The sequence below is a fragment of the Mycobacterium sp. E3305 genome (genome assembly GCF_001666785.1).
In the GTDB taxonomy this organism is placed as follows: Bacteria; Actinomycetota; Actinomycetes; order Mycobacteriales; family Mycobacteriaceae; genus Mycobacterium.
Window position 1 is genome coordinate 1 of record NZ_LZJA01000125.1, and the last position, 23,566, is coordinate 23,566.

Genomic DNA, 23,566 nt, shown 5'->3' on the forward strand with positions numbered 1-23,566 from the left:
GCCAGCATGGCCTCGATGGCGGCCCGCAGCTCCGGGGTGACCAGCCCGCTCAGGCGCGACATGCCGTCGAATTCCTGAGCGCCCAGGGCGATCCCGCGCTTGCGGGCCCGCTCGGCATCGCTGAATTCCCCGTCGGGGTGCAGCCACTCCATCACCCGCTTCGCGTATCGAGCCAATTCGTCGGGCCGATAAGCGCCGGCCTTGGCGGCCAAGTCGGCTTCGGCGGCTTGGCGGGTCAACGCGTCGATGGCATCCGGCAGGTGGGCCAAGAAGCCGCGGATCACGTTGATGTGGCCCTCGCCGATGAGCCCGGCGCGTTGGCCGGCCGCGGTCGCAGTCAGCTTGGGTGCCAGCCGTTCACCGGTCAGCCCCCGGCGCTCGCCCAGGTCGGCGGCTTCGGCGATGCGCCGGGCGGCCTCGGCCTTGGTGATGCGCAACCGGTCGGCCAACCCCACCCGCAGCGAGCCGCCCACCTCTTCGGGGCTGGCCTGCGCGTCGAGTTGGTTGATCAGCGCGTGCTGGGGTGTACGCAGCCGGCGGGCGACGCTTTCCACCCGCTCCAAAGCCCGCAACCGTTCCGGGGTGGTGAGCACGTCAAAAGACATGGCGCACAGGCGGTCCGCGTCGCCGTCGAGCGCGTCGATAGCGTCGACGATCTCCTCACGACTGGCCTCCATACCTCAAACTCTAGAAACCCCCACCGACAAAAAAGCCCGCATTGTGACGGTTGAAGCTAAAGTGACACAAGGGATTTGAGAGAATCACACGTTCGATGCTGCGCGATCCAGGTCATCACCCCGGAAGCGGTGCTCGTCGGGCAACCGCCGCCGACGTCGCATGTGCACCAGCACCAAAACCGACAGCACGGCGGCATATATGCACCAGAACGACGCGAACGCTTCAAAGTAGAGGAGGCCGACCGCGATCAGCCCCACCAGGTTTGCCAATCCGAACGCCACAATGGAGCGATAGCCCGACAGCAACGCGGGCCCGATGACCGCGACAATGTAGAGCGTTGCCCACAAGTAACTTTCACGAGCGGCGGTCTGGTATTCCAGCGCGTGCGGGCACCTCGTCACCCCGACCGGCTTGATGAGGACGACCATCGCGAGATAGGCCGACACCACCGCACCGAGCACCGCAAACGGCGCAACCCGCAGCCGCGCGCCGCGCGGTTCGAGCATCAGGATCGCCAACGGAACCAATAGCGGGAGCACCGGCAGCGCGATGAACACATAGGCGTGCATCGCGAACTCCGCCACCCCGGCCGAGACGAAGCGATTGGGCCACACCGCCGCCTCGAGAAACTGGTGGACCGAGAACACCGCGGGCAGCGAAGCGAAAGGCACCTCGCGCCAGTGCTTCACCTCGCGCAGGCTGGCCACCGCGACCGGCACGAGGGCGGTGCCCACCACCAGGTCCGCCGTGATGGAGAAGCACATCGTCTCGACCTACCCCGCGATGGCGGCCGGTCCCCGTGACTCCGACGTCACCTCGTCGATCACGGTGTAGATGAACTTCATCTTCTCCAGCACCGCGACGGGCAGCACGAACGGGTAGAGGTCGTCATGGCCCATTGACCTGTTCACCATGTTCAGCGACCACGACAGCGGCAACCACATATCGATGATCGTCTGAAAGGCGCTGGGGCCCAACGCCGGCCGGTCGAACGTCGCCGACGCCGACGCGAAGCCGCACCACGCCGAGGTGTCCAGGGTGTCGCGGATGTGCAGGTAGTGGGCGAACGTCTCGGCCCAGTCCTCGGCGGGATGCATGGTGGCATACGACGAGACGAAGTCCTCCTGCCAGTCCTCGGGTGGCCCCTCGCTGTAGTGGCGGTCCAGCGCCTCCTGGTAATCCGCGTCGGGATCGCCGAACAGCTCGTTGAACCGCGCGAGGTAGTCACTCGACGGCGCGATCAGCCGGTAGAAATAGTAGTGCCCGATCTCGTGCCGGAAGTGCCCCAGCAGGGTGCGATACGGCTCCTCCATCTCCACCCGGAGTTGCTCGCGGTGCACGTCGTCGCCCTCGGCGAGATCGAGCGTGATGACGCCGTTGTCGTGCCCGGTCATTACCTTCTCGTGCGCGCTGGACAGCAGGTGGAATGCCAGGCCCTGCTGGGGATCCTCGTCGCGCCCGATGATCGGCAGCTTGAGTTCGTGCAGCTCCGCGATCAGCCGCCGCTTGGCCGCCTCCGCCCGGGCGAACTCGGCCAGACCGGCGGTGTCGGCGTCGTTGGGCCGCACGGTGGTCAGCGCACAGGACGTGCAAAGCAGCCGGGGATTGTTGACGGGCACCAGCCAATTGCATTCGGCCAGTTGGAGGTTGGCACACAATTGATATTCGGAAGCGTCCACGAACCCGGCGTGGTCGCCGGCGTTCTCCTCGGCGATCACCATCAGAGCCATCTGCTCGAGCGAAAACCCCAGCGCGCTACCGCAGTTCAGGCAGGTGGAGTTCTCGAACGTCAGGCGCTGGCCGCAGTTGGGGCAGTTGAAGTCACGCATGCAGCGCATCCCCCTCGAACGGCACCACGTCGACGGCGACGTCGATCACGCTGTGTTCGGAATTGGTGTAGATGATGCCGCGCAGCGGCGGCACGTCCGCGTAGTCGCGGCCGCGTCCCACGATGATGTAGCGCTCGTCGACCAGCTGGTCGTTGGTGGGATCCAGGCCGAGCCATTCGAACTGGCCTGGTTCCTGCGGGGTCCACACCCCCGCCCAGGCGTGGGTGGCGTCTATCCCGATCATTCGATCCTTTCCCGGTGGCGGGTCGGTGGCCAGGTACCCGGACACGTAGCTGGCCGCAAGACCGTTGGCGCGCAGGCAGGCGATCGCCAGCCTGGCAAAGTCTTGACATACCCCTTCCCGGGCCGCCAGAACCGCATTGACACCAGTGGAAATCGTCGTCGACCCCGAGCGGTAGGTGAAGTCGGCGAAAATCCTCGACGCGAGGTCACGCAGAACGTCGACCAGCGGGCGCCCCGGGGCGAAACTGGGCGCCGCGTACTCCCGGATCTCGTCGGTGATCTCGGGCGGATTCAGGTCGAGCGTGAATTCGGCGGCGAGCGCGCCCCTGCCGCCCACTGGGCGGGAGTCTTCCCACGGTTGCACCGCGGGCCCGCTGGTGTAGCGCCCCGGGGCGGGCGGATAGACGTCGACGATGGAGTCGCTGGTCACGGTCAGGGCATGGTGCGGCTCGGTGACGTGGAAGTAGGAGCTGATGTTGCCGTAGACGTCGACGCTGGTGGAGACGTCGGCGGCGGCCGGGTCGATGGTCAGCCGGTGCGCGACGCACCGCTGCCGCGCCGAATCGCGCGGGGTGAGGAAGCCGCGGCCGTAGGAGCCGGTCACCACGTCGGAGTACCGGTACTCGGTGCGGTGGGTGACTCGGTGGCGGCGGGCGGTCCCGGCGTCAGCTTCAGACACAAGGCTGATCACATCACACGCCGGCCGCTTGCGCGCCGTCCGCGACGCGAAACCGTTTGCCAATCCGGCGGCACGCAGACCAAACCGGGAGCACAATCGAGATGTGGCCACGTGGTACGACGTCGCCCGCATCGTCCGTGAGCTGGCACTCACCTCGGAGCCGTCCCCGCATGATTGGCGGGTCGGCAAGAAGTTGCTGGCGTGGGAGCGGCCGTTGCGCCCCTCCGAACGCGAGGCGCTGGCAGACGGGGGCGCGGAACCGCCCGGCGGCGACATCCTCGGTGTGCGGGTGTCCGACGAGGGCGTCAAGTTCGGGCTGATCGCCGACGAGCCGGACGTCTATTTCACGACGCCGCATTTCGACGGCTACCCGGCGGTGCTGGTCAAACTGGACGCGATCTCGGTCCGCGACCTCGAGGAGCTGATCACCGAGGCGTGGCTGACGCAGGCCCCGAGGAAGTTGGTCCAGGAGTTCCTGGCCGACTCCCGCTGAACCTCACACGTGCCGCAGGTCGATCACGCGTTGCAGGTCGTCGACGCAGGCGCTGACGACGTCGGCGAGGATCAGCTGCGTCTTCTCGCGGGCGATCGACTGCAATTCCGAAGCGTGATGACGCGCGGACGCGATGTACGCGCACGCGCCGGCCGGATCGGCGTCGGCGAGGGCGGTCGCGGCCGCGAGCACCACCAAGACGGTGGGCACGGTCTGCGGAAGCCCGTCGCGACTGCCGTCGGCGGTAGGGGCGACGGCGCGGGCCAGTTGGAGCACCGAACCGGCCAGCAAGGCCACGTGTACGGCCTGGCGGTCGGCGGCATGGACCGTGTCGCGCATGCCCCAGCGGCGCGGCGCGACTCGCACCACCTGGCGGGCCGTGGTGCGCGCCTCGAGCAGTCCGCTGAGCTGTTCGTGCACTCGGTCGACCGCCGTCAGTGGCCAGTCGGATGGCGGCACCTTGCGTCCGACGGCGACGTCCGCCGCCCGCGACAAGACGTCGTGCAGCACGCCCAGCACGCCGACGCGCGCGTTGCGCAGCACGCTCAGCGGGTCGGCGGGGAACAGCAAGACGGCGAACACGATGGCCACCCCACCGCCGATCAGCGCGTCGAAGATGCGCTCCCAGCCCAGGCCGCTGTGAAACAGCGCCAACACCAGGATCGCCGACACCACGGTCTGGTTGGCAAACATCATCCCGTGTCCGATGAAGCCGCCCCCGATGAACACCGCGGCCCCGAGCGCGACCAAGGCGGCGATCGCGATCGGGACCGCCCCGGGGCCGAGCACGGCCTGCACCACCGAACCAAGCCCGATGCCGAGAGTTACCCCGACCATCATCTGGATGGCGCGTTGCGCGCGCAGCACGTTGCTCGTCGACAACGACACGGCGGCCGCGATCGGCGCGAAGAACGGCTGCGGATGTTCCAAGACATCGTGCGCGAGATACCACGACAGTCCCGCGGCCACGGAGGTCTGAATCAGGTTGAACCACACCAGTCGCAGCCGTTTGTTGCCCGCACGCGCGGCGGCGAGAACAACCGATGGCCGCGAGGTGTTCACGACACCTAAGTGCGCCGCAACTCGAACAGCGGAATGACCCGGCTGGTCTTGGATTGGTACTCGGCGAAGCCGGGCGCGGCCGCGGTGATCTTGTCGAACAGCGCGTCGCGTTCGGCGCGCGGCAACTCGTGGGCGGCCACGTCGAACTCCTCGGTGCCAACCTCGACATGCGCCGCGGGGTTGGCCCGGAGATTGTGCACCCACGCCGGGCTGACGGGCGCGCCGGCGAACGAGCCGATGATGATCAGCTTGCCGTCGATGTCGAAGTAGGCCAGCGGCGACACCCGAGGCTCACCCGACTTGGCGCCGGTTGTGTGCAGCAGGAGCAGGTTGGCGCCCTCGAATTGGCCGCCGACCTTGCCGCCGTTGGATCGGAACTCGTCGATGATGCTCTGGTTGAACGCGTTGATGGTCTGGGTGTCAGGCATTTCCGTCATGCCCGGTCAACCTTCTCCGGTTTGGCGTCTATTCCGGACTCCTTGCGCTGCTGCGCGGTGATCGGCGCGGGCGCATCGGTGAGCGGGTCGACGCCGCCGCCGGTCTTCGGGAACGCGATCACCTCGCGGATCGAGTCGACTCGCGACAGCAGCGCGTTGATCCGGTCCCAGCCGAAGGCGATCCCGCCGTGCGGCGGCGCGCCAAAGGTGAACGCCTCCAACAGAAATCCGAACTTCTCCTCGGCCTCGGCCTGGTCCAGGCCCATCACGGCGAATACGCGCTCCTGGATGTCGCGGCGGTGGATACGTATCGATCCCCCACCGATCTCGTTGCCGTTGCAGACGATGTCGTAGGCGTCGGCCAGCACGGCGCCGGGGTCGGAGTCGACCACGTCCTCGTACTCAGGCTTGGGCGAGGTGAACGCGTGGTGCACCGCTGTCCACGCGCCCGAGCCGACGGCCACGTCCCCGGCGGCGGTCGCCTCGTCGGCGGGCTCGAACAGCGGCGGATCCACCACCCAGACGAACGCCCACGCCTCGGGATCGATCATGTCGAGCCGGCTGGCGATCTCTCCGCGGGCGGCGCCCAGCAGTGCGCGCGACGGCTTGGGCAGGCCGGCGGAGAAGAAGATGCAGTCCCCCGGCTCGGCCCCGACGTGGGCGGCCAGGCCGTCGCGCTCGGCGTCGGTCAGGTTTTTGGCCACCGGGCCGCCCAGCGTGCCGTCATCTCCGACGAGCACGTAGGCCAGCCCGCGGTGGCCGCGCTGCTTGGCCCAGTCCTGCCAGCCGTCCAGCGTCCTACGCGGCTGCGACGCCCCGCCCGGCATCACCACCGCGCCCACGTACGGCGCCTGGAAGACGCGAAACGTGGTGTCTTTGAAGAACTCTGTGCACTCGACGAGCTCCAGCCCGAACCGCATGTCCGGCTTGTCGGAGCCGAATCGGCGCATCGCGTCGGCATAGGTGATCCGCGGGATGGGTGTGGGGACCTGGTAGCCGATCAGCGTCCACAGCGCGGTCAGGATCTCCTCGGAGATCGCGATGATGTCCTCGGCGTCGACGAAGCTCATCTCCATGTCGAGCTGGGTGAACTCGGGCTGCCGGTCGGCGCGGAAATCCTCGTCCCGGTAGCAGCGGGCGATCTGGTAGTAGCGCTCCATCCCGGCCACCATCAGCAACTGCTTGAACAGCTGCGGGCTCTGGGGCAGGGCGTAGAACGAGCCGGGGTGCAGCCGGGCCGGCACCAGGAAGTCGCGCGCGCCCTCCGGCGTCGACCGGGTGATCGTCGGCGTCTCGATCTCGACGAAGTCGTGGCCGGCCAGCACCGCGCGGGCGGCGGCATTCACCTTGGAGCGCAGGCGAAGCGCCGCGGCCGGCCCGTCGCGGCGCAGGTCGAGGTAGCGGTACTTCAGCCGCAGCTCCTCGCCGGCGGGCTCGTCGAGCTGGAACGGCAGCGGCGCGCTCTCGCCGAGCACGGTCAGGGTGGCGACGTTGACCTCGATGTCGCCGGTGGCGATCTCCGGGTTGGCGTTGCCCTCCGGCCGGATCTCGACGACACCGGTGACCGCGACGCAGAATTCGGCGCGCAACCGGTGCGCCTGCGCCAGCACGTCAGCGTTGCGGAACACCACCTGCGCGACCCCCGAGGCGTCGCGCAGATCGATGAAGATGACGCCGCCGTGGTCGCGGCGGCGAGCCACCCAGCCCGCTAGCGTCACCTGCTGTCCGGCGTCGCTGCTTCTCAGCGACCCGGCGGCGTGGCTGCGCAGCACAAACACTCCCTTTCCCGCGGTTGGAACGAGTGCCCAGTCTAGAGGGAGGTAATTTCGGTCCTATCGTCACCAACATCGCACTCGTCGGTCCCGGCGCCGTCGGCACCACGATCGCCGCGCTGCTTCACCAGGCAGGGCATTCGGTGCTGGTGTGCGGTCACACCCCCCGGGAAAGCATCGAATTGCGGCCGGACGGCGCGGATCCGATCGTGGTACCCGGCCCCGTGCACACCGATCCGGGCGAGGTCACCGGGCCGGTCGACGTCGTGCTGCTGGCGGTCAAGGCCACCCAGAACGACGCGGCGTCGGGCTGGCTGACCCGGCTGTGCGACCCGCACACGATCGTCGTCGTGCTGCAGAACGGCGTGGAGCAGGCCGAGCAGGTGCAGCCGCACTGCCCGTCGTCGCCGGTGGTGCCCGGCATCGTGTGGTACTCGGCGGAGACCCAGCCCGAGGGTTGGGTGCGGCTGCGCACCGAAGCGACGCTGGTGTTGCCCAGCGGGCCCGCGGCGCAGACGGTCGCCGACCTGCTGCGCGGAGCCGGGTGCCGGGTGGACTGCGACCCCGACTTCGTCACCGCCGCCTGGCGCAAGTTGCTCACCAATGCGCTGGCCGGGTTCATGGCGCTGTCCGGGCGGCGATCCGGCATGTTCCGCCGCGACGACGTCACCGAACTGTCGCGGCGCTACGTCGCCGAATGCCTGGCGGTCGCGCGGGCCGAGGGCGCCAAGCTGCCCGACACCATCGTCGACGAGCTGGCCGAGATGTTCCGGCACGTCGCCGAGGACATGGGCACCTCGATCCTGGCCGACCGGGAGAACCGCCGGCGGATGGAGTGGGACATCCGCAACGGGGTGATCAGCCGCAAGGGCCGCGCCCATGATCTGGCTACGCCGATCAGCGACGTCCTTGTGCCGCTGCTGGCCGCGGCGAGCGACGGCCCCGGCTAGATTATTTCCATGTTCCCCTGCGACCGCGTCGACCTGAGCTTCATCGACAGCGCGCCCTTCGTGTATCGCAACAGCGTCGACCTCGCGATCACCCCCGAGCAGCTGTTCGAGGTGCTCGCCGACGCGGAGTCCTGGCCCCGCTGGGCGAGCGTGATCACCAAGGTGACCTGGACCAGCCCCGAGCCGCGCGGCGTGGGCACCACCCGCGTCGTCGAGATGCGCGGTGGCCTGGTCGGCAACGAAGAGTATCTGGCGTGGGAGCCGTTCAGCCACATGGCTTTTCGGTTCAACGAATGCTCGACGCAGGCCGTCGCGGCATTCGCCGAGGACTACCGGGTCGAGGTCATCCCGGGTGGGTGCCGGCTGACGTGGACCATGGCGCAGAAGCCCGCGGGCCCGGCGCGGCTGGCGATGTACGCGGTGGGGCCGCTGCTCAACCTGGGGCTCCGCCGATTCCTGCGCAACCTGCGCAATTACACCGATACGCGGTTCGCCGAAACCGGGCAACGTTAGGAGCGGGCGATGAGCTTCAACGAGGGTATGCAGATCGACACCAGCACCGCGTCGTCGTCGGGCGGCGGCGGCATGGGGATGGCCGTCGGGGGCGGCGGCCTCGGGCTGCTCATCCTGATCGGCGCGTTGCTGTTGGGCGTCGACCCGGGCCGCGTGCTCAACCAGCAGCAGACGAACACCGGCGGCTACTCGGCGCCCGGGTTCGACCTGAGCCAGTGCAAGACCGGGGCCGACGCCAACAAGTACGTGCAGTGCCGCGTGGTCGCCACCGGCAACTCGGTGGACGCGGTGTGGAAGCAGCTGATGCAGGGCTACACCCGGCCGCACGTCCGGTTGTTCACCGGCTCGGTGGACACGGGCTGCGGGCCGGCCACCACCGCGGTGGGGCCGTTCTATTGCCCCGTTGACCAGACGGCGTACTTCGACACCGACTTCTTCCAGGAGCTGGTCGACAAATTCGGTTCCAGCGGTGGGCCGTTCGCGCAGGAGTACGTGGTGGCCCACGAATACGGCCACCACGTGCAGCAATTGCAGGGCATCCTGGGCCGCTCGCAGCAGGGGGCGAAGGGCGCAGGCGGCAACGGCGTGCGCACGGAGCTGCAGGCGGACTGCTACGCCGGGATCTGGGCGCACTACGCGTCGACCGTCAAGCAGGAGAGCACCGGCGTGCCCTATCTGCAGCCCCTGAGCGATCAGGACATCCAGGACGCGCTCTCGGCCGCGGCGTCGGTGGGTGACGACCGCATCCAGAAGGAAGCGACGGGGCGGGTCAACCCCGAGTCGTGGACGCACGGCTCGTCGGAGCAGCGGCAGCACTGGTTCACCGTCGGCTACCAGACCGGTGACCCGAAGAAGTGCGACACCTTCGCCGCTCCGAATTTGGGCTAGCCCCAATCTTTCTCGTGCCCGCCGGCGGCGTCGAGGTCTATTACGGCGGCCAGCCGATCACGAAGCGGACACCGGCGGTGACGCCGCGCCGTCATGCGCGCGTTGGGTGCGTGTCTTAGACTTCTACCCCGCCGCACGACGCGAAAGGCTCGCATGTCGGATATGACGCAGGAGCGCACCGACAGCGGGGAGATATCGGTCTGGGCGCCGTTGCGCAATCAGGTCTTCCGCGCATTGTTCGTCGCGCAGTTCGTCTCCAACGTGGGCACCTGGATGCAAAGCGTGGCGGCGCAATGGGTCTTGGTCGAAGGCCACAGCAGCGCCACCGTCGTCGCACTGGTCCAGACCGCGAGCCTGGGGCCGACGCTCGTGCTGGCGCTGTTCGCCGGTGCGCTCGCCGACGTCTTCGACCAGCGACGGTTGCTGATCGTCCTGCAGTCGTATGCGGTGGTGGTAGCGCTCGCGCTGGCCGGGCTGACCTACTTCGGGCGCCTCACCCCGACCGCACTGCTGCTGTTCACCCTGGCGATCGGCGTCGCCTCCGCGATCACGGCGCCGGCCTGGCAGGCGATCCAACCGGAGGTCGTCCCCCGCGAGCAGATCACGTCCGCCGCAACGCTGGCCAGCGTCTCGGTCAACGTCGCCCGGGTGGTCGGGCCCGCCATCGGCGGCATCGTCCTGGCGGTGGCGGGCCCGGCGGCGGTCTTCGCGATCAACGCGATCTCGTTCGTGGGCATCATCGTCGCCCTGGCGGGGTGGCGGCGACCCAAGCAGATCGCGCCCATCGAACGGGAGCACCTCGGCCAGGCGATCTTGACCGGGTTGGGCTACGTGGTCAACGGTCCGATCTTCCGCAGGATCCTGCTGCGCGCGGCCCTGTTCGTCTTCCCCGCCTCGGCCCTGCTGGCCCTGCTGCCCGTGACGGCCGCCGCCACCTGGCACCTGGGGGCCGGTGGCTACGGCGTGGCGCTGGGCGCCATCGGTGTGGGCGCGGTGCTCGCCGTCGCGGTCCCGGCCCCGTTACGCCAGAAGGTGCCGCCCAACACGCTGCTGGCGGTGTGCGCGGCCGCGTACGGCGCCGCCACCCTCGCGGTGGTCTTTCTGCCGTTCGCCGCGGCGGCGCCCTTCCTGGTGTTGTCGGGGATGACCTGGCTGATCACGTTGACGACGTTGAACGCCGCGGCGCAGCTGCATCTGCCGCGCTGGGTTCGCGCCCGCGGGCTGGCGATGTACCTGCTGGTATTCACGGGCTCCCAGGCGGTCGGCTCGTACCTCTGGGGTGTCGTCGCCACGCGCGAGGGGCTCGGCGTGGCGTTGACCGTGGCGGCGGTGTTGCTGGGCGTCACCGCGCTGAGCGTCGTCCCGTTCGGGCTGCGCCCGGAGACCGGGAAGCTGAGCCGCGACATCTCCCGGGCCTGGCCGATGCCGATGGTCGTGTTCGAGCCATGCCCCAACGACGGACCGGTGCTGGTGACCGTGCGCTACCGCGTCGCGACGGACACCCTCCAGGACTTCGTCGAGGCGATGAGCGCGGTGCGGCGCTCACGGCTGCGCACGGGGGGCCACAGCTGGGGGCTCTATCACAGCCTCGAGCATCCCGACACGGTCCTCGAGCGGTTCACCGTGCCGTCGTGGACCGAATTCGAACGCCAGCACACCGAACGCTGGCTGGAGTCCGACCACGACGGGGTGACCAGGGCGGTCGGCTACACGCTCGACCACACCCGGCGGCACGAGTACTACCTCGCGCTGCGGGTGCACCGCTGAGCGGACCTACCGGTTCACCAGGGCCGCGTCGAGCAGGTCACGCCGGTGGTGGCGCTCTGCGTCACCACGACCTGACCGTCGACGGCGATCTGGCACTGGATCTGCGGCGTGTTCGACGAATCGCAATCCGGCCAGTGACAACCGCCGCTCGCGTTCACGAACGCCCACTTATTCGGGTCGTTCAACGTCGTGTTGTACACCAGCGGCTGCCCCGCGGCGAACGCCGTCTGCACGCTGTTGAGGAACTGCGACGAGTTCGCGTCGAAGGCAGCCTGGCTCGGCGGATCGGTGTTCATGTACCGGACGTTGCCGGTGAGGTTGCCGGTGGCGGTGATGGTGTAAGTCACCTGGTGGCCGGCCGGGTCCGCGGATGAGGTCGCGGGCGTGACGGCCACCGCTGCGGCGGCCGCAAACGTCGCCACCGCGACCCCCGTGGTCACTATTCGCACGTTCGTCATATCGAAAACGCTACCCAATTCGTTACGGCGCTACGCGTGCTCGCAGGTCCCTACTATGCATTTGTGCCCACGGCCTTCGTGTTGTCCGGCGGGGCCAGCCTCGGCGCTATCCACGTCGGAATGCTGCTCGCCCTGGCCGACGAGGGGGAACGGCCCGACCTGATCGTCGGGACGTCGGTCGGCGCGGTCAACGGCGGGTGGATCGCCTCGCGACCCGATCTCCCGGGGATTCGGGGGCTGGCCGAGCTATGGACGTCGCTGTCGCGGAGGGACATCTTTCCGACGCACCCGATCGCAGGCGCGATGGGCATGCTGGGCCGCCGGTCGCACCTGGTGCCCAATGTCGGGTTGCGACGGCTGCTCGCCGAGCAGCTCGAGTTCGCGCGGCTCGAGGACGCGCCGATCCCCCTGCATGTGGTGGCCACCGACGTCGTCTCCGGCGGCGACGTCCTGCTGTCGTCGGGGAACGCCGTGGACGCGATCGCGGCCAGCGCCGCGATTCCCGGCGTTTTTCCACCGGTCCGGGTGAACGGCCGCGACCTGATGGACGGCGGCGTGGTCAACAACACGCCGGTGTCGCACGCCGTCGCGCTGGGCGCCGACCGGGTCTGGGTGCTCCCGACCGGCTACTCGTGCGCCCTGCCCGCGGCGCCGAAGACGGCGGTCAACATGGCGTTGCACGCCCTGACCCTGGCCGTGAACCATCGCCTCGCCGTCGACGTCGAACGCTTCGAGCGAACGGTCGACCTGCGGGTCGTCCGCCCGCTGTGCCCCGTCGCCATCTCCGGGGCCGACTTCTCCCACGGTGCAACGCTTATCGAACGGTCGCACGCGGCCACCCGCGAGTGGCTGGCGGCCCGCCCGCCCTCCACCGGGCAGGCGGGACTGCTCGAGCCGCACAGCCACTAGCGCGCCCGTTCCGCGGACGTTCACCCCGCTCGGGTATGAAGCAGGGGTGGTCGACGAACCCGCACCGCCCCACGGCGGTGCTGCCGCGCCCGGCATCAGCCGCCGCAGGTTGTTGACCACCAGCGCGGTCTCGGCCGCCCTCGGGGCGGGCGTCGGGGGTGGCGCCGCCTTGGTGTGGTCCCACCGCGGTGCGCCCGCCTTCGTCTACCAGCCGAGCCGCGCCGGCGCGCCGCCGGTGACGGGGCTGCACCTGCAATTCGGCAGGCAGGCCGCCTCGGAGGTGGTGGTGTCCTGGCACACCGTCGACGCGATCCGCAACCCCCGCGTCAGCTACGGCACGCCGGCGTCGGGCCTCGGCCGGACCGTGGCGGCCGAAACCCGCACCTACCGCGATGCCAAGTCCAACACCGAAGTCCGCGTGAATCACGCCCGCCTGACCGGCCTCGCCCCGGACACCGACTATGTGTACGCCGCCGTGCACGACGGCGCCGAGCCGGAGATGGGCACCATCAGGACGGCACCGTCCGGCCGAAAGCCGTTCCGATTCACCAGCTTCGGAGATCAGTCCACGCCGACGCTGGTGAGGATGCCCGACGGCAGCTACGGCACGGACAACATCGGCTCGCCCGCGTCGGCCGACACCACGCTGGCGGTCGAGCGGATGGCGCCGTTGTTCAATCTGATCAACGGCGACCTGTGCTACGCCAACCTCGCGCAGGACCGGATCCGTACCTGGTCCGCGTGGTTCGAGAACAACACCCGCTCGGCGCGCTACCGGCCGTGGATGCCGGCGGCAGGCAACCACGAAAACGAATTGGGCAACGGCCCAATCGGTTACGGTGCCTATCAGGCGTACTTCGCGGTGCCCGACTCGGGCTCGAGCCCGGAGACGCGCGGGCTCTGGTATTCGTTCACCGCCGGCTCGGTGCGGGTGATCAGCCTGAACAACGACGACGTGGCGTTTCAGGACGGCGGCAACTTCTACGTGCACGGATACTCGGGTGGTGAGCAAAAGCGTTGGCTGGCAGCCGAACTCGCCGCAGCGCGGCGTGATCCGGACATTGATTGGGTGGTCGTGTGCATGCACCAGACGGCGATCTCCAGCGCCGACAAGCCCGCCAACGGCGCCGACCTGGGAATCCGCGAGGCATGGCTCCCGTTGTTCGACGAGTACCAGGTCGACCTGGTGGTGTGCGGCCACGAACACCACTACGAGCGCTCGCACCCCTTGCGCGGAACACTGCCGACCGACACCCGCACACCGATCCCCGTCGACACCCGCGGCGACGTCATCGACGCGACCAAGGGAACGGTGCATCTCGTCATCGGCGGCGGCGGCACGTCCGCGCCCACCAACGCGTTCTTGTTCCCCGAGCCGCGCTGCCGTGTGCTGACCGGCGTCGGCGCGTTCGATCCGGCGCTCGGGCGCAAGCCGCCGATCTACGTCGTGGAGGACGCGCCGTGGTCCGCGTTCAGAGACCGGGACAATCCCTATGGGTTCGCGGCGTTCGACGTGGACCCGGGCCAGCCCGGTGGCAACACCTCGATCAAGGCCACGCACTACGCGTTGAGCGGGCCGTTCGGCGCGGTCACCGAGGTGGACCGGTTCACGCTGACCAAGCCGCGCCGCGACAAACCGGCCTAGGTCAAAACAGCGTCGCCTGAACGTGTTCCGGCTCCGCCGGGGTAGCCGCGACGGGGCGCCGGAACGACCGCAGCTCGCCGCCGAGCCGGTATTTCGCGATCAGCGGCGCGGCCCGGCCCCGCAGCATCTCGCGGTAATCCGGGGGCAGGTACGCACCGCGCCGGTAAAGCTCGCGGTAGCGGGCCACCAAGTCGGGATGCGAGCGCGCCAGCCAGGCCATGAACCAGCCACGCGTCGAGCCGCGCAGGTGCAGGCCGAAGACCGTGACACCGGTGGCGCCGGCCGCCGCGATCTGGCCGAGCAGCCGATCGAGGTGCTCCGTCGAGTCGGTCAGCTGCGGCAGCACCGGCGCCACCATCACGTGGCAGTCCAAGCCGGCCTCGCGGATCGCCGCGATCAGGCCCAGGCGCGCCTGCGGACTCGGCGTGCCCGGCTCGACGTCGCGATGCAGGTCCGGGTCACCGACCGCCAGCGACACCGCGACCGACAGCGGAACGTGTTGCGCCGCATCGGCGATCAACGGCAGGTCGCGCCGCAGCAGCGTGCCCTTGGTGAGGATCGACAGCGGTGTGCCGGATTCGGCGAGGGCGGCGATGATGCCGGGCATCAGCGCGTAGCGCCCCTCCGCCCGCTGGTAGGGATCGGTGTTGGTGCCCAGCGCGACGGTCTCGCGCCGCCACGACGGCCGGCGCAGCTCGCGGCGAAGGACCTCGGCGACGTTGGTCTTGACGATGACCTGGCTGTCGAAGTCGTTGCCGCAGTTCAAGTCCAGGTATTCGTGTGTGGGCCGCGCGAAGCAGTAGCGGCATGCGTGCGAGCAACCGCGGTAGCCGTTGACGGTGTACCGGAACGGCAGCGCGGAGGCGTCCGGCACCTTGTTGAGTGCCGACTTGCACAGCACCTCGTGAAACGTGATGCCCTCGAAGTGCGGGGCCCGCACGCTGCGGACGAGGCCGATCCGCTGCAGCCCCGGCAGCGCCCCGTCCTCGACGGGGTCCCCGTTGACGGCGACCGCCTGGCCCGCCCAGCGCATGACCTCTATTCGAACATCCGTTCGACATCGAGTCAAGCTTCGGGGTCGAGTCGGGTGTGACCGGGCACCTCGATCGCCGGCGGGGGCTCGGCGATGGCCGCACCCCGAAGACGTTGAGCGTGGCCGACGAGTCTGCGCGGTGCCTGTGTTTCAGGGCCGGCGTCTCAATCGAATGCCGACACGCGAGTGGTCGAGCGTGCGTGGCAGCGGTCGGTGCGGGTCCAGATTGGCACCGGTCGCCGCCGGGCTGCGCTCGCCGAGGACGGCCGTCAATACGGCGACGCCGATTCGCAGCGCAAGGTCGGCGCCCGGGCATGCTTGCGGGCCGTGACTGAAGAAGTTGAACGACCACGACGGTTGGGCGGCCCCTTGGGTCCACGCTGTGGGATTGAACTGATCGGCCCCGGGGAAACGGCTGGTGTCGCGGTGGTTGAAGGTGTTGACGATCATGACTTGTGTTCCCGCGGGCACGATCTCGCCGTCCCACTCGGTGGGCCCGGTGAGGGTTCGCGCCAAGACGGGGGTGCTGGGCCAGAGGCGCATCGCTTCGGACAGGCAGCCCACGAGGTAGTCGTGGGCACTGTGTTCGTCGATTGCGTTCTGCGCGTTGAGGAGAATCTCGGTGTGTGTGGCCAGCAGCGCCAGACAACGCCAGAGATTGATGGCCAGGGTGTCACCCATCGCGAACATCCAGTGGATGACTTGATGGGTCGGGTACGTGACGTCGGAGGCGGGCGCCGCGGCGAATTGTCCGACCAGGCTGTGTGCGTCCGCGGCTTGAGCGTAGCGGCTCAGCGCGGTCAGGAAGGTGTCGAAAAGCTCGGGGTCTCCCCTGCCGGGTGGGTTGGCTTTGGCCATCAGCGTCACGAGTTGCGCCGATATTTTTTGGTCGTCAGCTGCGTTGTCGCCGAGAATGATTCGGCGCGCGATTCGCTGTATCACGCTGTGAAACCGTGGCCAGTCAAGGTTGTCGGGCATGGCTCGGGCTTCCTGGTCCGCGACGGTGTCGCACCGGTGGGCAACCGCGCCGCTACCGGCGGCTTGCGCCAGGACAGCCTCGGTGAATCGGCGGCGGTCGGACCAATGGTCGCCTCGTGAGATGGTCAGGGCGTGCGGCTGGAATTTGTTCATTCCGGAGAGTTTGGGCTCGGGGTCGGACGCGAAAGGCTCCGGCGCGTGGGAGAGTACGAAACGGATCTGATCGGGGCCGAAGACGAGCAGCGTGGGCTTGCCTCCCACCTTCACCCAGATCGGTCCGTCACCGTAGCGCCGGTGCAGCGCGGTGAGCAGCCGGTGTGCGCTGCGGGCGACACCGGCTCGGTTGAGCGCAGCGGTTACCGCGGGTCGGCGGCTGAAGAGGCCCTCGGCCACGTTGGGCAGCGCCACCAGCGTGGTGAAGCGCAGGCTTTCGAGTGTGGTGGTGTGCGGGAGGCCGACTGTGCGACTCGTCAAAATTGCTCACTTTTGACGAGGGCGGCGTCGATGTGGCCGAGCAGTGCGCGGCGTGCGGGCTTGGCTTCCGGAACGGGCAGCAGCGGGTAGACGTGAATCGCCCCGGGCTGCTCGTGGTAGGCAATGCGGCCGGTGCCGATGGTGTCCCGCAGCCGGCGGCAGTCGGCGACGAAGATGTCGCGGTCGCCGACGTAGAGGTCGATGGGTGGAAGATTGTGCAGCGCACCGAAGATGGGGCTGACCCGGTAGTCGTCCGCCGGGAGATGTCCGGCCCATACGCGGCCGCACTCGCGCAGGCCGGGAACCGCGAGCCAGGGGTCGCGCTTGGCGAGGGTTGGGATGGCGGGATTGGTCAGTGCGATGTCGAGCCACGGACTGATCAGGGTGAGCCCGAGCGGCGGGGTGGCTCCGGCGCTGATGGTCGCCTGGGTAGCGGCGAGCGCCAGGCCCCCGCCGGAGGAGTCACCGGCCAGATAGGTGGGCCCGTCATGCGCGGCTCGGCCGATCACGTGCCCGAGGAAGTCGATCGCTTCCTCGGCATGGTGCTGCGGCGCGAGTCCGTAGAGGGGGACGTGCACAGGGCGCCGGGTCGCGTCGGCGATCGCGCAGACGAGTTTCCAGTGCGCGGGCGCGATCTGGTTGACGTAGGCGCCCCCGTGGACGTAGACCACCGACGGGCCGCGGGCAGGAATTGGCGTACCGCTCGCCGATTGCACTGTGTAGCAATCGAACCCGCCCACGGTGGCACGGGTCAGACGGTAACGAGCTGACGTCGCGATCCCAGGCGGTGGCCCGCCGCTGTTCTTGGGCCGATTGAGATAGGCGCGCGCGCTTCGCGCAGTGGCATAGGTGCGAGGTCGACGGACGACTCGCCCGTAGGTAGCGATGGCATGCATCTGCCAGGACATCGGTCTACCGTGCGACCGCGATCTTGAAGACAGCGCTGGTGATCGTCCCGAATGCGTTTCCCCCGCCGATGAACAGCCGTTTGGTGTCGTAGCCCGCGACGTCTTTCATGTTCTGGCCGCCGAAGCGGGCAGCGGCGGCACCGTCGGGGAGGACGACCTCGACGCCGAGCAGCCCGTGGCGCACCTCGAGGCGTTCCTGGCCGGTCGCGTTGGCGATCAGTTCGCCGACGGTGCGGTCGAGGCCCTCCATTGGGACGGCCGGGCAGGTCACACCTTGCTCGTGGAGTTTGCGCGACAGGTCGCCGAGGGTGACCGCGGCGCCGACCACCAGGTTCAAGTTGCCGGTGTTGACCTCGACCGTGGTGTCGTCGCCGTCGGCGTGCGGTGCGGTGTTCGGATGACCTTCGAGCGCCGCGCGCACGGCGGCTTCGAACGCAGGCAGCGCGGGTTCTTCTGGTGAGGGTTCGGGCAACATGATGCCGGGGTTGAAGGTGTGCGCGGGATCGAAGACCCGCTTGAGGATGCGTTGCGCGGCGATCTCGACCGGGGTGAAGCGTTTCGTCATGAATTGGATTTTCTCGGTGCCCACCCCGTGCTCGCCGGTGATCGTGCCATCCAGCTTCAATGCCGCTTCGATGATCTCGTTGTTGGCGGCTTCCAAAGCCGCGGGCGCGTCGGGGTTCTCCTTGTCGTAAAAGGTGGTCGGGTGTAGGTCCCCGTCTCCGGCATGTCCGGTCACGGCGATGAACAGCAGGGCGTCCGAGTGTCGTTTGGCGGCGTCCTGGATTGCCTGCTGCATCTCCGGAATGTGTTGGCGCGGAACGGTGACGTCGCCGATGAAGAAGCCTTTGCCGCTGTGCACGACGGCGTCCGGGGCGTGCAGGCGTCCGTACCAGAGCTTGGCGCGGGCGTCGTCATCATCGGCGCGGCGCACCTCGGTGGCGTGTTGTCGCAAAACCTTTTCTACGATCGCGCCGTCGCGGTCGACCTCGGCGGCGGTCCCGTCGACGTCGATGAGCACGATCGCGTCGGCGTCGGTGGGATAGCCGGTGTCGGTGAACTGCTGCAGGCCGTTGATGCCGGCTCGGTCGAGCCATTCGACCGCCGCGGGCACGGTCCCGGTCCGGATGATCGCGGAGATGGTTTCAGCTGCCTCCCGGGCGGTGTCGAAGCTGCCCATCAGGCTGCGAGTGACCGGCGCCATGGGGCGCAACGCGACGGTCGCCTCCGTGAGGATCGCAAGAGTACCTTCCGACCCGATCAGCACCCCGAGCAGATCCGGGCCGTCGTCGGCCGCGCTGAGGTTGATCACGGTGCCATCAGCCAGAACCGCTTCGACGCCGAGGACGTGGTTGTAGGTGACGCCGTACTTGAGAGCGTGTGGCCCACCGGCGTTTTCGATGATGTTGCCGCCGACGCTAGCCAGATGTGCCGATACCGGGTCGGGTGAGAACACCAGTTTGTGTGGGGCTAGCTGCTGTTGCAGATCGAAGTTGATGACACCGGGCTGGACCCGAGCCGTGCGAGCTGCCGGGTTGATGTCGAGGATCTGGTTCATCTGGGTCAGATCGATCACCACGCGGTCCGCGCCGGCCATGACTCCGGCACTGCAGTTCGATGCGCCGGCGCGGGTAACCAACGAAACATGATGTTCAGCAGCAACTTTGACGGCGGCGACGACGTCGTCGCGACTGCGCGGGCGCAACACCAGACCAGGTCGTCGGCCGAAACCCCAGTAATCTTTGGTGTGTTCGGCCAGGGTGGCCTCGTCGGCGGCCACCGCGTCGCGGCCCTGAAGCGCCGCGGCGAACGCCGAAATGATCGTGCCGTCCACCAGAAGTCTCCTAGCTGCCGAATCCCCCGGGCACGGGTGTCGTGCGGGCGTTGATCAGGGTGGGACGGTCGCGGTCGGCGATGCCGGCTTTGACCAGTTCGAATACCTCGTCGGAGCTGTGCGCTTCGTGGGCGTCGACGCCGTAGCTGGCCGCGGTCGCGACGATGTCGAGGCCGGGGATGTCGAGCCCGGGGACGTTCGGGGTCTTTTCCCACACGCCGAACTCTTTGACCACACCGTATTCGGCGTTAGACGCCACCACCACGGTGAGGGGGATGTTGTAGCGCGCCGCGCTCCACAGCGCGGTGATCGCATAGTGGATGGAGCCGTCACCCATGCACGACACGACCGGCCGGTCCGGAGCCGCGACTTGAGCACCGACCGAGGCCGGCAGGCCCCAGCCGAGTCCCCCGCCGGCGGCCGACAGATGTGACCGCGGATTGCCCGGACGGATGCTTTCGGTCATGGTGATCTCGTTGCTGCCCGCTTCGCTGACCCATAGCGTGTCCGCGGGTGCGGCGTGAGCAACAGCGGTCCACAGATCCGCGGGCTTCAGCGGCACCTGCTCCGAAACCCGTTCGGGGACTGCGGCGCGTGGCGCGGGCGCGGAGCGCTGGGTGGGTTTGACCGCCGCCGCCAAGGCCCGAGTGGCGGCGCGAATGTCCGCGACGATCGCGTCACCGACGGGGGCGCGGGCGGCCTCGTCGGGATCGTTGGTGATCTGGATCAAGCGAGCGCCCTCGGGCAGGTACGGCCCGGGCACCAGCGGGTAATAGCGGAACACCGGCGTCCCGATCGTGAGGATCAGGTCGTGGCCCGCGAGCAGCCCGGAGATCCAGCCCGCCCCCGGGGGCAGCGCGCCGTGATAGAGCCGGTGATTCTCCGGGAAGCCGCTCCAGCCGGTCAATGGTGCGGTGTATACCGGCGATTCGGTGCGCTCGGCCAGCTCGATCACCGCGTCATACGCGTCGTAGCGGTCGATATCGCCGCCCACAATGATCGCCGGGGAGGTGGCGGCGTCGAGTTGTGCGCCGACCTGCTCGGCCAGCTCGGTCGGGAAACCGGTTGCGTGGGTCACCGTGCGTTCGCGCACCACCGCGATGTCGGCGAGCTGGCCGTCGGTCAGTTCGATCGGCATGTCGTCCATCGGCAGCGAGACGAACACCGGGCCCATCGGCGGGGTGGTGGCCAGGTGGATGGCCCGGGCCAGCACGGCCGGGGACTCGCTGGCGGTCGCCGGCTCGGCGGCCCACTTCACGAACGGCTTTGGTGTGGTGGTGGGTTCGTGATTGGTCAGCAGGCAGTACTGGTTCTGCATGTTGCGGCGCTGGTTGCCCGCGGTGATGATCAGCGGCGTCTTGTTGACGTAGGCGTTGTAGATCTGGCCTTGCGCGTTACCCATGCCGGGGGCGGTGTGCAGGTTGACCACGGCGGGACGGCGGGTGACTTGCGCGTAGGCGTCGGCCATCCCGACCGGGATCATCTCCTGCAAGCCCAGGAAGTAGCGGAAGTCGTCGGGAAAGTCCTGCAGCAGAGCCAATTCCGAGGAGCCGGGGTTACCGAACCAGGTGGTCAGATTGTGTGAGCGGAACAGGTCGAGGATGGCGTCGCGCACTGTGGTCATGGGTGGCCGTTGCTTTCGTTCGCAGTTGTGAAAGGAGTCAGTCGAGTTCCCCGGGCACGGGGTTCAGCGCCCAGTACAAGGCGAAGTCGGCGACTTCTTCCCATCCCGGTGCGCCGCAAGTGAAGTGGTCTCGCTCAGGGAAGAGCTTGAAGGCGGTGATCGCGGCCGAGTGTTTGGCGTTCTTCGTGTAGTTCTCGTGCTGCACAGCGGGCGGCAGGATGTGGTCGTGGCCGCCGGCGATGAACAGCAGCGGCGCGCGGTCGTCGTTGGCGAAGTTGTACGTGGTGGCCGCGCGGTGTGTGAAGTTGGCCAGGCCGCCCTGGAACAGGATGCGCGCCGGTACTGGAACCGCGTACCGCTCATAGGCACTCGCAGACTCGGCTTCGGTGAGTGTGTTGGTGAACGCGTAATGGAACTGCTCGGGCGTGATGGGCACCGCACGGTGCAGGTTGGCGGGATTCTTCAATACCGGGAATGTAGCCCGCACTTCGGAGAACGGCAGCGCTTTGATGCCTTTGACGGCGGCACCGTCGATGGACACCCCGGCTCGCCCGTAGCCGGCATCGAGCAGGAGCTGCACGAAGGTGCCGCCGAAGGAATGGCCCATCAAAATCGGCGGCTCGGCGAGTTCCTCGATGATCTCGGCGAGATGGTCGAAGACCTCCCGCACCCCGAGGTCCGCCAAGGGTGCGGGGTTCTCGCGCAGCGCGGCGACTCCGGCCGGGCCGGGGGCCACGCCGGGGTAGCCCGGTGTCAGGACCGAGAAACCGCGAGCGCGGTAACGCGCGACCCAGTCCTCCCATGCCAGGGGTGTCATCCACAGGCCGTGGATCAAAACGATGGTCTGATCGGAGGGGGCGTTCACAGCAAGAAGCGTGATCGTTCTGCGTGAACTTCACAATGAACAGCAGCCCAGATTTACGATCACGAAACCTGTGCGGGGGCACAACGGGGCGCGGCGATTTACGATCCGCTACATGTTGCAGCAACGACCGCTGACCGTGCTCACCAATCGCGTGCGACAACAGTCGGGCGCAATCGTGACCAAGGTCCTCGCCCGGCTGCGCGCAGAAGTACCCGACTATTTGCCCATCGACGACGACAACGGCGAGACCGTTAGGGGCAACATCGCCGAGTACCTCGACGAGATGCTCGAATGGATCGACCGCGGCACTGACCCCGGCCACCACAGCTTCGATTCCGCCATTCATCACCGCGCCAGCCAAGGTCTGACGCAGTCAAGTCTGTTGCACGCCTACCGCCTCGGCGCGGCGACCATCTGGGACGAGCTCGCACGCCTGGCGGACACCGGGGAAATCGAAAAGGAAGCCCTCATCGCGGCGACACCGTCCATCTTCGCCTGGATGAACGCCAATTCGCTTCGCGCACACGCGGTTTTCCGCGAAATCGACATCCGCAACGCCCGACGCAACGAACAAGTTCGTGCCGCCCTCCTCGATACGGTGCTGTTCAACGAATCCAGCATCGGGGCAGCGTTCTGGGACGCGGTCGCCGCCCTCGGTCTCCCGCGGACGGGCCAGCTCACGATCATCTCGGCAACCAGCGCTGAGCCTTCGGTGCAGCATTCACCTCCGGACATCGAGACGCTGATCTCGGCGCAGCCCGCCGTTCAGGACTCGTGGTTTCGTCTCACGTCCCATGCGCAATTGGGGGTCGTATCGCTTCGACGAAACCGCGCGGACGCGCTGGACACCATCGCCGCCACCATCTGCACCGACATCCCCGTCATGATTGGCCTCAGCAGCCCCTTCACCGACATCGCCGACTGCTCAAAAGCCCGCGCTCAGGCTCAAGTCGCCATGTCAGCCTCGTCGAACAGTCGCCCGAGCACCCGCTACAACCGCGACGTCATCGCGGTCTTGCTCGCCAGCTCGCCAGACGCCGCCGCATCCGTGGTGACAACCACACTGGGACCAGTACTCGAGTTGCCAGCCGAACGGCGCGAACCACTCCTCACCACGGTCGACACCTGGCTGCAGCGCGGCCAGTCCGTCTCGGCCACCGCCGACGAACTGCACTGTCACCGCAACACCATCAACTACCGATTGCGCCGATTCGCCGAACTCACCGGACGGCCGCTGGCCGACAATTTCTGGCTGGCCCAAGTCGCAGTGGCGCTGCAAGCTGCACGCACCTGGTAGAGAAACCGCGGTCGATCTGCGGTCTGAAAACTCTTCGGGCGGCTCCTCGCCCTTGACGACCGCACATTGCGCTGCAACTAAAACGTCAAGCAGCCCAACGCAACATCGCTCCGGTCACGTTCGCCTCACAGTGGACCACGAGGACCCCTAATCCCAAGCCGCATAGCGACCGACCACCGAACGGATCACCTCATCAGACGCAGCACCGCTCATCGTCGCACGCCGGGCCG

General features: G+C 68.1%; 22 protein-coding genes. 8 read left to right on the forward strand and 14 right to left on the reverse strand.

Translation table 11 applies throughout. The features are described 5' to 3' along the window. From A5701_RS11205 to A5701_RS11220, 4 genes are all read right to left on the reverse strand, one after another. Nucleotides 1–677: DUF222 domain-containing protein (locus tag A5701_RS11205; RefSeq protein ID WP_156670047.1), on the reverse strand; the 677-nt coding region annotated here is incomplete at its 3' end. Between the two features lie 84 nt (nucleotides 678–761). After that, a complete protein-coding gene (locus A5701_RS11210) occupies nucleotides 762–1,442 on the reverse strand; it encodes a DUF6629 family protein (RefSeq protein WP_067752642.1) in 681 nt (226 codons plus the stop codon). 9 nt (nucleotides 1,443–1,451) lie between these two features. Beyond that, complete coding sequence (locus A5701_RS11215; protein WP_067752716.1) at nucleotides 1,452–2,507, reverse strand: putative zinc-binding metallopeptidase; 1,056 nt, start codon at nucleotides 2,505–2,507, stop codon at nucleotides 1,452–1,454. After that, a complete protein-coding gene (locus tag A5701_RS11220; RefSeq protein ID WP_231968714.1) occupies nucleotides 2,500–3,441 on the reverse strand; it encodes a transglutaminase family protein in 942 nt (313 codons plus the stop codon). Before A5701_RS11220 ends, A5701_RS11215 begins: the two co-directional genes overlap by 8 nt. A gap of 91 nt (nucleotides 3,442–3,532) precedes the next feature. Between A5701_RS11220 and A5701_RS11225 the strand changes: the two genes are divergently transcribed. Next, complete coding sequence (locus tag A5701_RS11225; RefSeq protein WP_067752644.1) at nucleotides 3,533–3,922, forward strand: MmcQ/YjbR family DNA-binding protein; 390 nt, start codon at nucleotides 3,533–3,535, stop codon at nucleotides 3,920–3,922. 3 nt (nucleotides 3,923–3,925) lie between these two features. Here the strand turns inward: A5701_RS11225 and A5701_RS11230 are convergent, their stop codons facing one another. From A5701_RS11230 to aspS, 3 genes are read right to left on the reverse strand one after another with little or no spacing between them, the layout of a single operon-like run. Then, nucleotides 3,926–4,984: an aromatic acid exporter family protein gene (locus tag A5701_RS11230; RefSeq protein ID WP_067752647.1), complete on the reverse strand. Its 1,059-nt coding sequence runs from the start codon at nucleotides 4,982–4,984 to the stop codon at nucleotides 3,926–3,928. A 5-nt stretch (nucleotides 4,985–4,989) separates the two neighbouring features. Beyond that, nucleotides 4,990–5,421, reverse strand: coding sequence for a nitroreductase family deazaflavin-dependent oxidoreductase (locus A5701_RS11235; RefSeq protein ID WP_067752650.1), 432 nt, complete (start codon nucleotides 5,419–5,421; stop codon nucleotides 4,990–4,992). Further along, entirely contained in the window at nucleotides 5,418–7,199 is a 1,782-nt protein-coding gene (gene aspS, locus A5701_RS11240; RefSeq protein ID WP_156670049.1) for an aspartate--tRNA ligase, read from the reverse strand. The genes A5701_RS11235 and aspS overlap by 4 nt, the downstream gene beginning before the upstream one ends. 56 nt (nucleotides 7,200–7,255) lie before the next feature. Between aspS and A5701_RS11245 the strand changes: the two genes are divergently transcribed. From A5701_RS11245 to A5701_RS11260, 4 genes are all read left to right on the forward strand, one after another. After that, nucleotides 7,256–8,143 carry an oxidoreductase gene (locus tag A5701_RS11245; RefSeq protein WP_197499049.1) on the forward strand — a complete coding sequence of 296 codons (888 nt, stop codon included), beginning with the start codon at nucleotides 7,256–7,258 and terminating at the stop codon, nucleotides 8,141–8,143. Between the two features lie 9 nt (nucleotides 8,144–8,152). After that, on the forward strand, nucleotides 8,153–8,656 hold the full coding sequence (locus A5701_RS11250) for an SRPBCC family protein (RefSeq protein ID WP_067752653.1): 504 nt from the start codon (nucleotides 8,153–8,155) through the stop codon (nucleotides 8,654–8,656). Between the two features lie 9 nt (nucleotides 8,657–8,665). After that, complete coding sequence (locus A5701_RS11255; RefSeq protein WP_067752656.1) at nucleotides 8,666–9,544, forward strand: neutral zinc metallopeptidase; 879 nt, start codon at nucleotides 8,666–8,668, stop codon at nucleotides 9,542–9,544. A 162-nt stretch (nucleotides 9,545–9,706) separates the two neighbouring features. Further along, nucleotides 9,707–11,311 carry an MFS transporter gene (locus tag A5701_RS11260; protein WP_067752659.1) on the forward strand — a complete coding sequence of 535 codons (1,605 nt, stop codon included), beginning with the start codon at nucleotides 9,707–9,709 and terminating at the stop codon, nucleotides 11,309–11,311. Between the two features lie 14 nt (nucleotides 11,312–11,325). Here A5701_RS11260 and A5701_RS11265 read toward each other — a convergent pair whose 3' ends face one another. After that, complete coding sequence (locus A5701_RS11265) at nucleotides 11,326–11,769, reverse strand: hypothetical protein (protein WP_067752663.1); 444 nt, start codon at nucleotides 11,767–11,769, stop codon at nucleotides 11,326–11,328. Nucleotides 11,770–11,832: 63 nt separating this feature from the next. Here A5701_RS11265 and A5701_RS11270 point away from each other — a divergent pair, with 63 nt between their 5' ends. Together A5701_RS11270 and A5701_RS11275 are read left to right on the forward strand one after the other, a co-directional pair. Then, on the forward strand, nucleotides 11,833–12,678 hold the full coding sequence (locus tag A5701_RS11270) for a patatin-like phospholipase family protein (protein ID WP_067752731.1): 846 nt from the start codon (nucleotides 11,833–11,835) through the stop codon (nucleotides 12,676–12,678). Between the two features lie 46 nt (nucleotides 12,679–12,724). Next, a complete protein-coding gene (locus tag A5701_RS11275; protein WP_067752666.1) occupies nucleotides 12,725–14,323 on the forward strand; it encodes a metallophosphoesterase family protein in 1,599 nt (532 codons plus the stop codon). 1 nt (nucleotide 14,324) lies between these two features. Here A5701_RS11275 and A5701_RS11280 read toward each other — a convergent pair whose 3' ends face one another. The 6 genes from A5701_RS11280 to A5701_RS11305 form a co-directional block, all read right to left on the reverse strand. Continuing rightward, nucleotides 14,325–15,356 (reverse strand): Rv2578c family radical SAM protein, encoded by a 1,032-nt coding sequence (locus A5701_RS11280; RefSeq protein WP_067752670.1) that lies wholly within the window; start codon nucleotides 15,354–15,356, stop codon nucleotides 14,325–14,327. Nucleotides 15,357–15,506: 150 nt separating this feature from the next. Continuing rightward, nucleotides 15,507–16,808, reverse strand: a complete 1,302-nt coding sequence (locus tag A5701_RS11285; protein WP_067752673.1) for a cytochrome P450 — start codon at nucleotides 16,806–16,808, stop codon at nucleotides 15,507–15,509. Then, nucleotides 16,805–17,479, reverse strand: coding sequence for an alpha/beta hydrolase fold domain-containing protein (locus tag A5701_RS11290; protein ID WP_197499060.1), 675 nt, complete (start codon nucleotides 17,477–17,479; stop codon nucleotides 16,805–16,807). The genes A5701_RS11285 and A5701_RS11290 overlap by 4 nt, the downstream gene beginning before the upstream one ends. A gap of 241 nt (nucleotides 17,480–17,720) precedes the next feature. Further along, nucleotides 17,721–19,550: an FAD-binding oxidoreductase gene (locus A5701_RS11295; protein WP_369807409.1), complete on the reverse strand. Its 1,830-nt coding sequence runs from the start codon at nucleotides 19,548–19,550 to the stop codon at nucleotides 17,721–17,723. A 10-nt stretch (nucleotides 19,551–19,560) separates the two neighbouring features. Continuing rightward, nucleotides 19,561–21,174: a benzoylformate decarboxylase gene (gene mdlC, locus A5701_RS11300; protein WP_067752678.1), complete on the reverse strand. Its 1,614-nt coding sequence runs from the start codon at nucleotides 21,172–21,174 to the stop codon at nucleotides 19,561–19,563. 37 nt (nucleotides 21,175–21,211) lie between these two features. After that, nucleotides 21,212–22,039 (reverse strand): alpha/beta hydrolase, encoded by an 828-nt coding sequence (locus A5701_RS11305; protein WP_082969724.1) that lies wholly within the window; start codon nucleotides 22,037–22,039, stop codon nucleotides 21,212–21,214. A gap of 10 nt (nucleotides 22,040–22,049) precedes the next feature. On the opposite strand from A5701_RS11305, the gene A5701_RS11310 reads away from it, so the two are divergent. Then, a complete protein-coding gene (locus tag A5701_RS11310; protein WP_156670050.1) occupies nucleotides 22,050–23,336 on the forward strand; it encodes a CdaR family transcriptional regulator in 1,287 nt (428 codons plus the stop codon). Nucleotides 23,337–23,566: the final 230 nt, after the last annotated feature.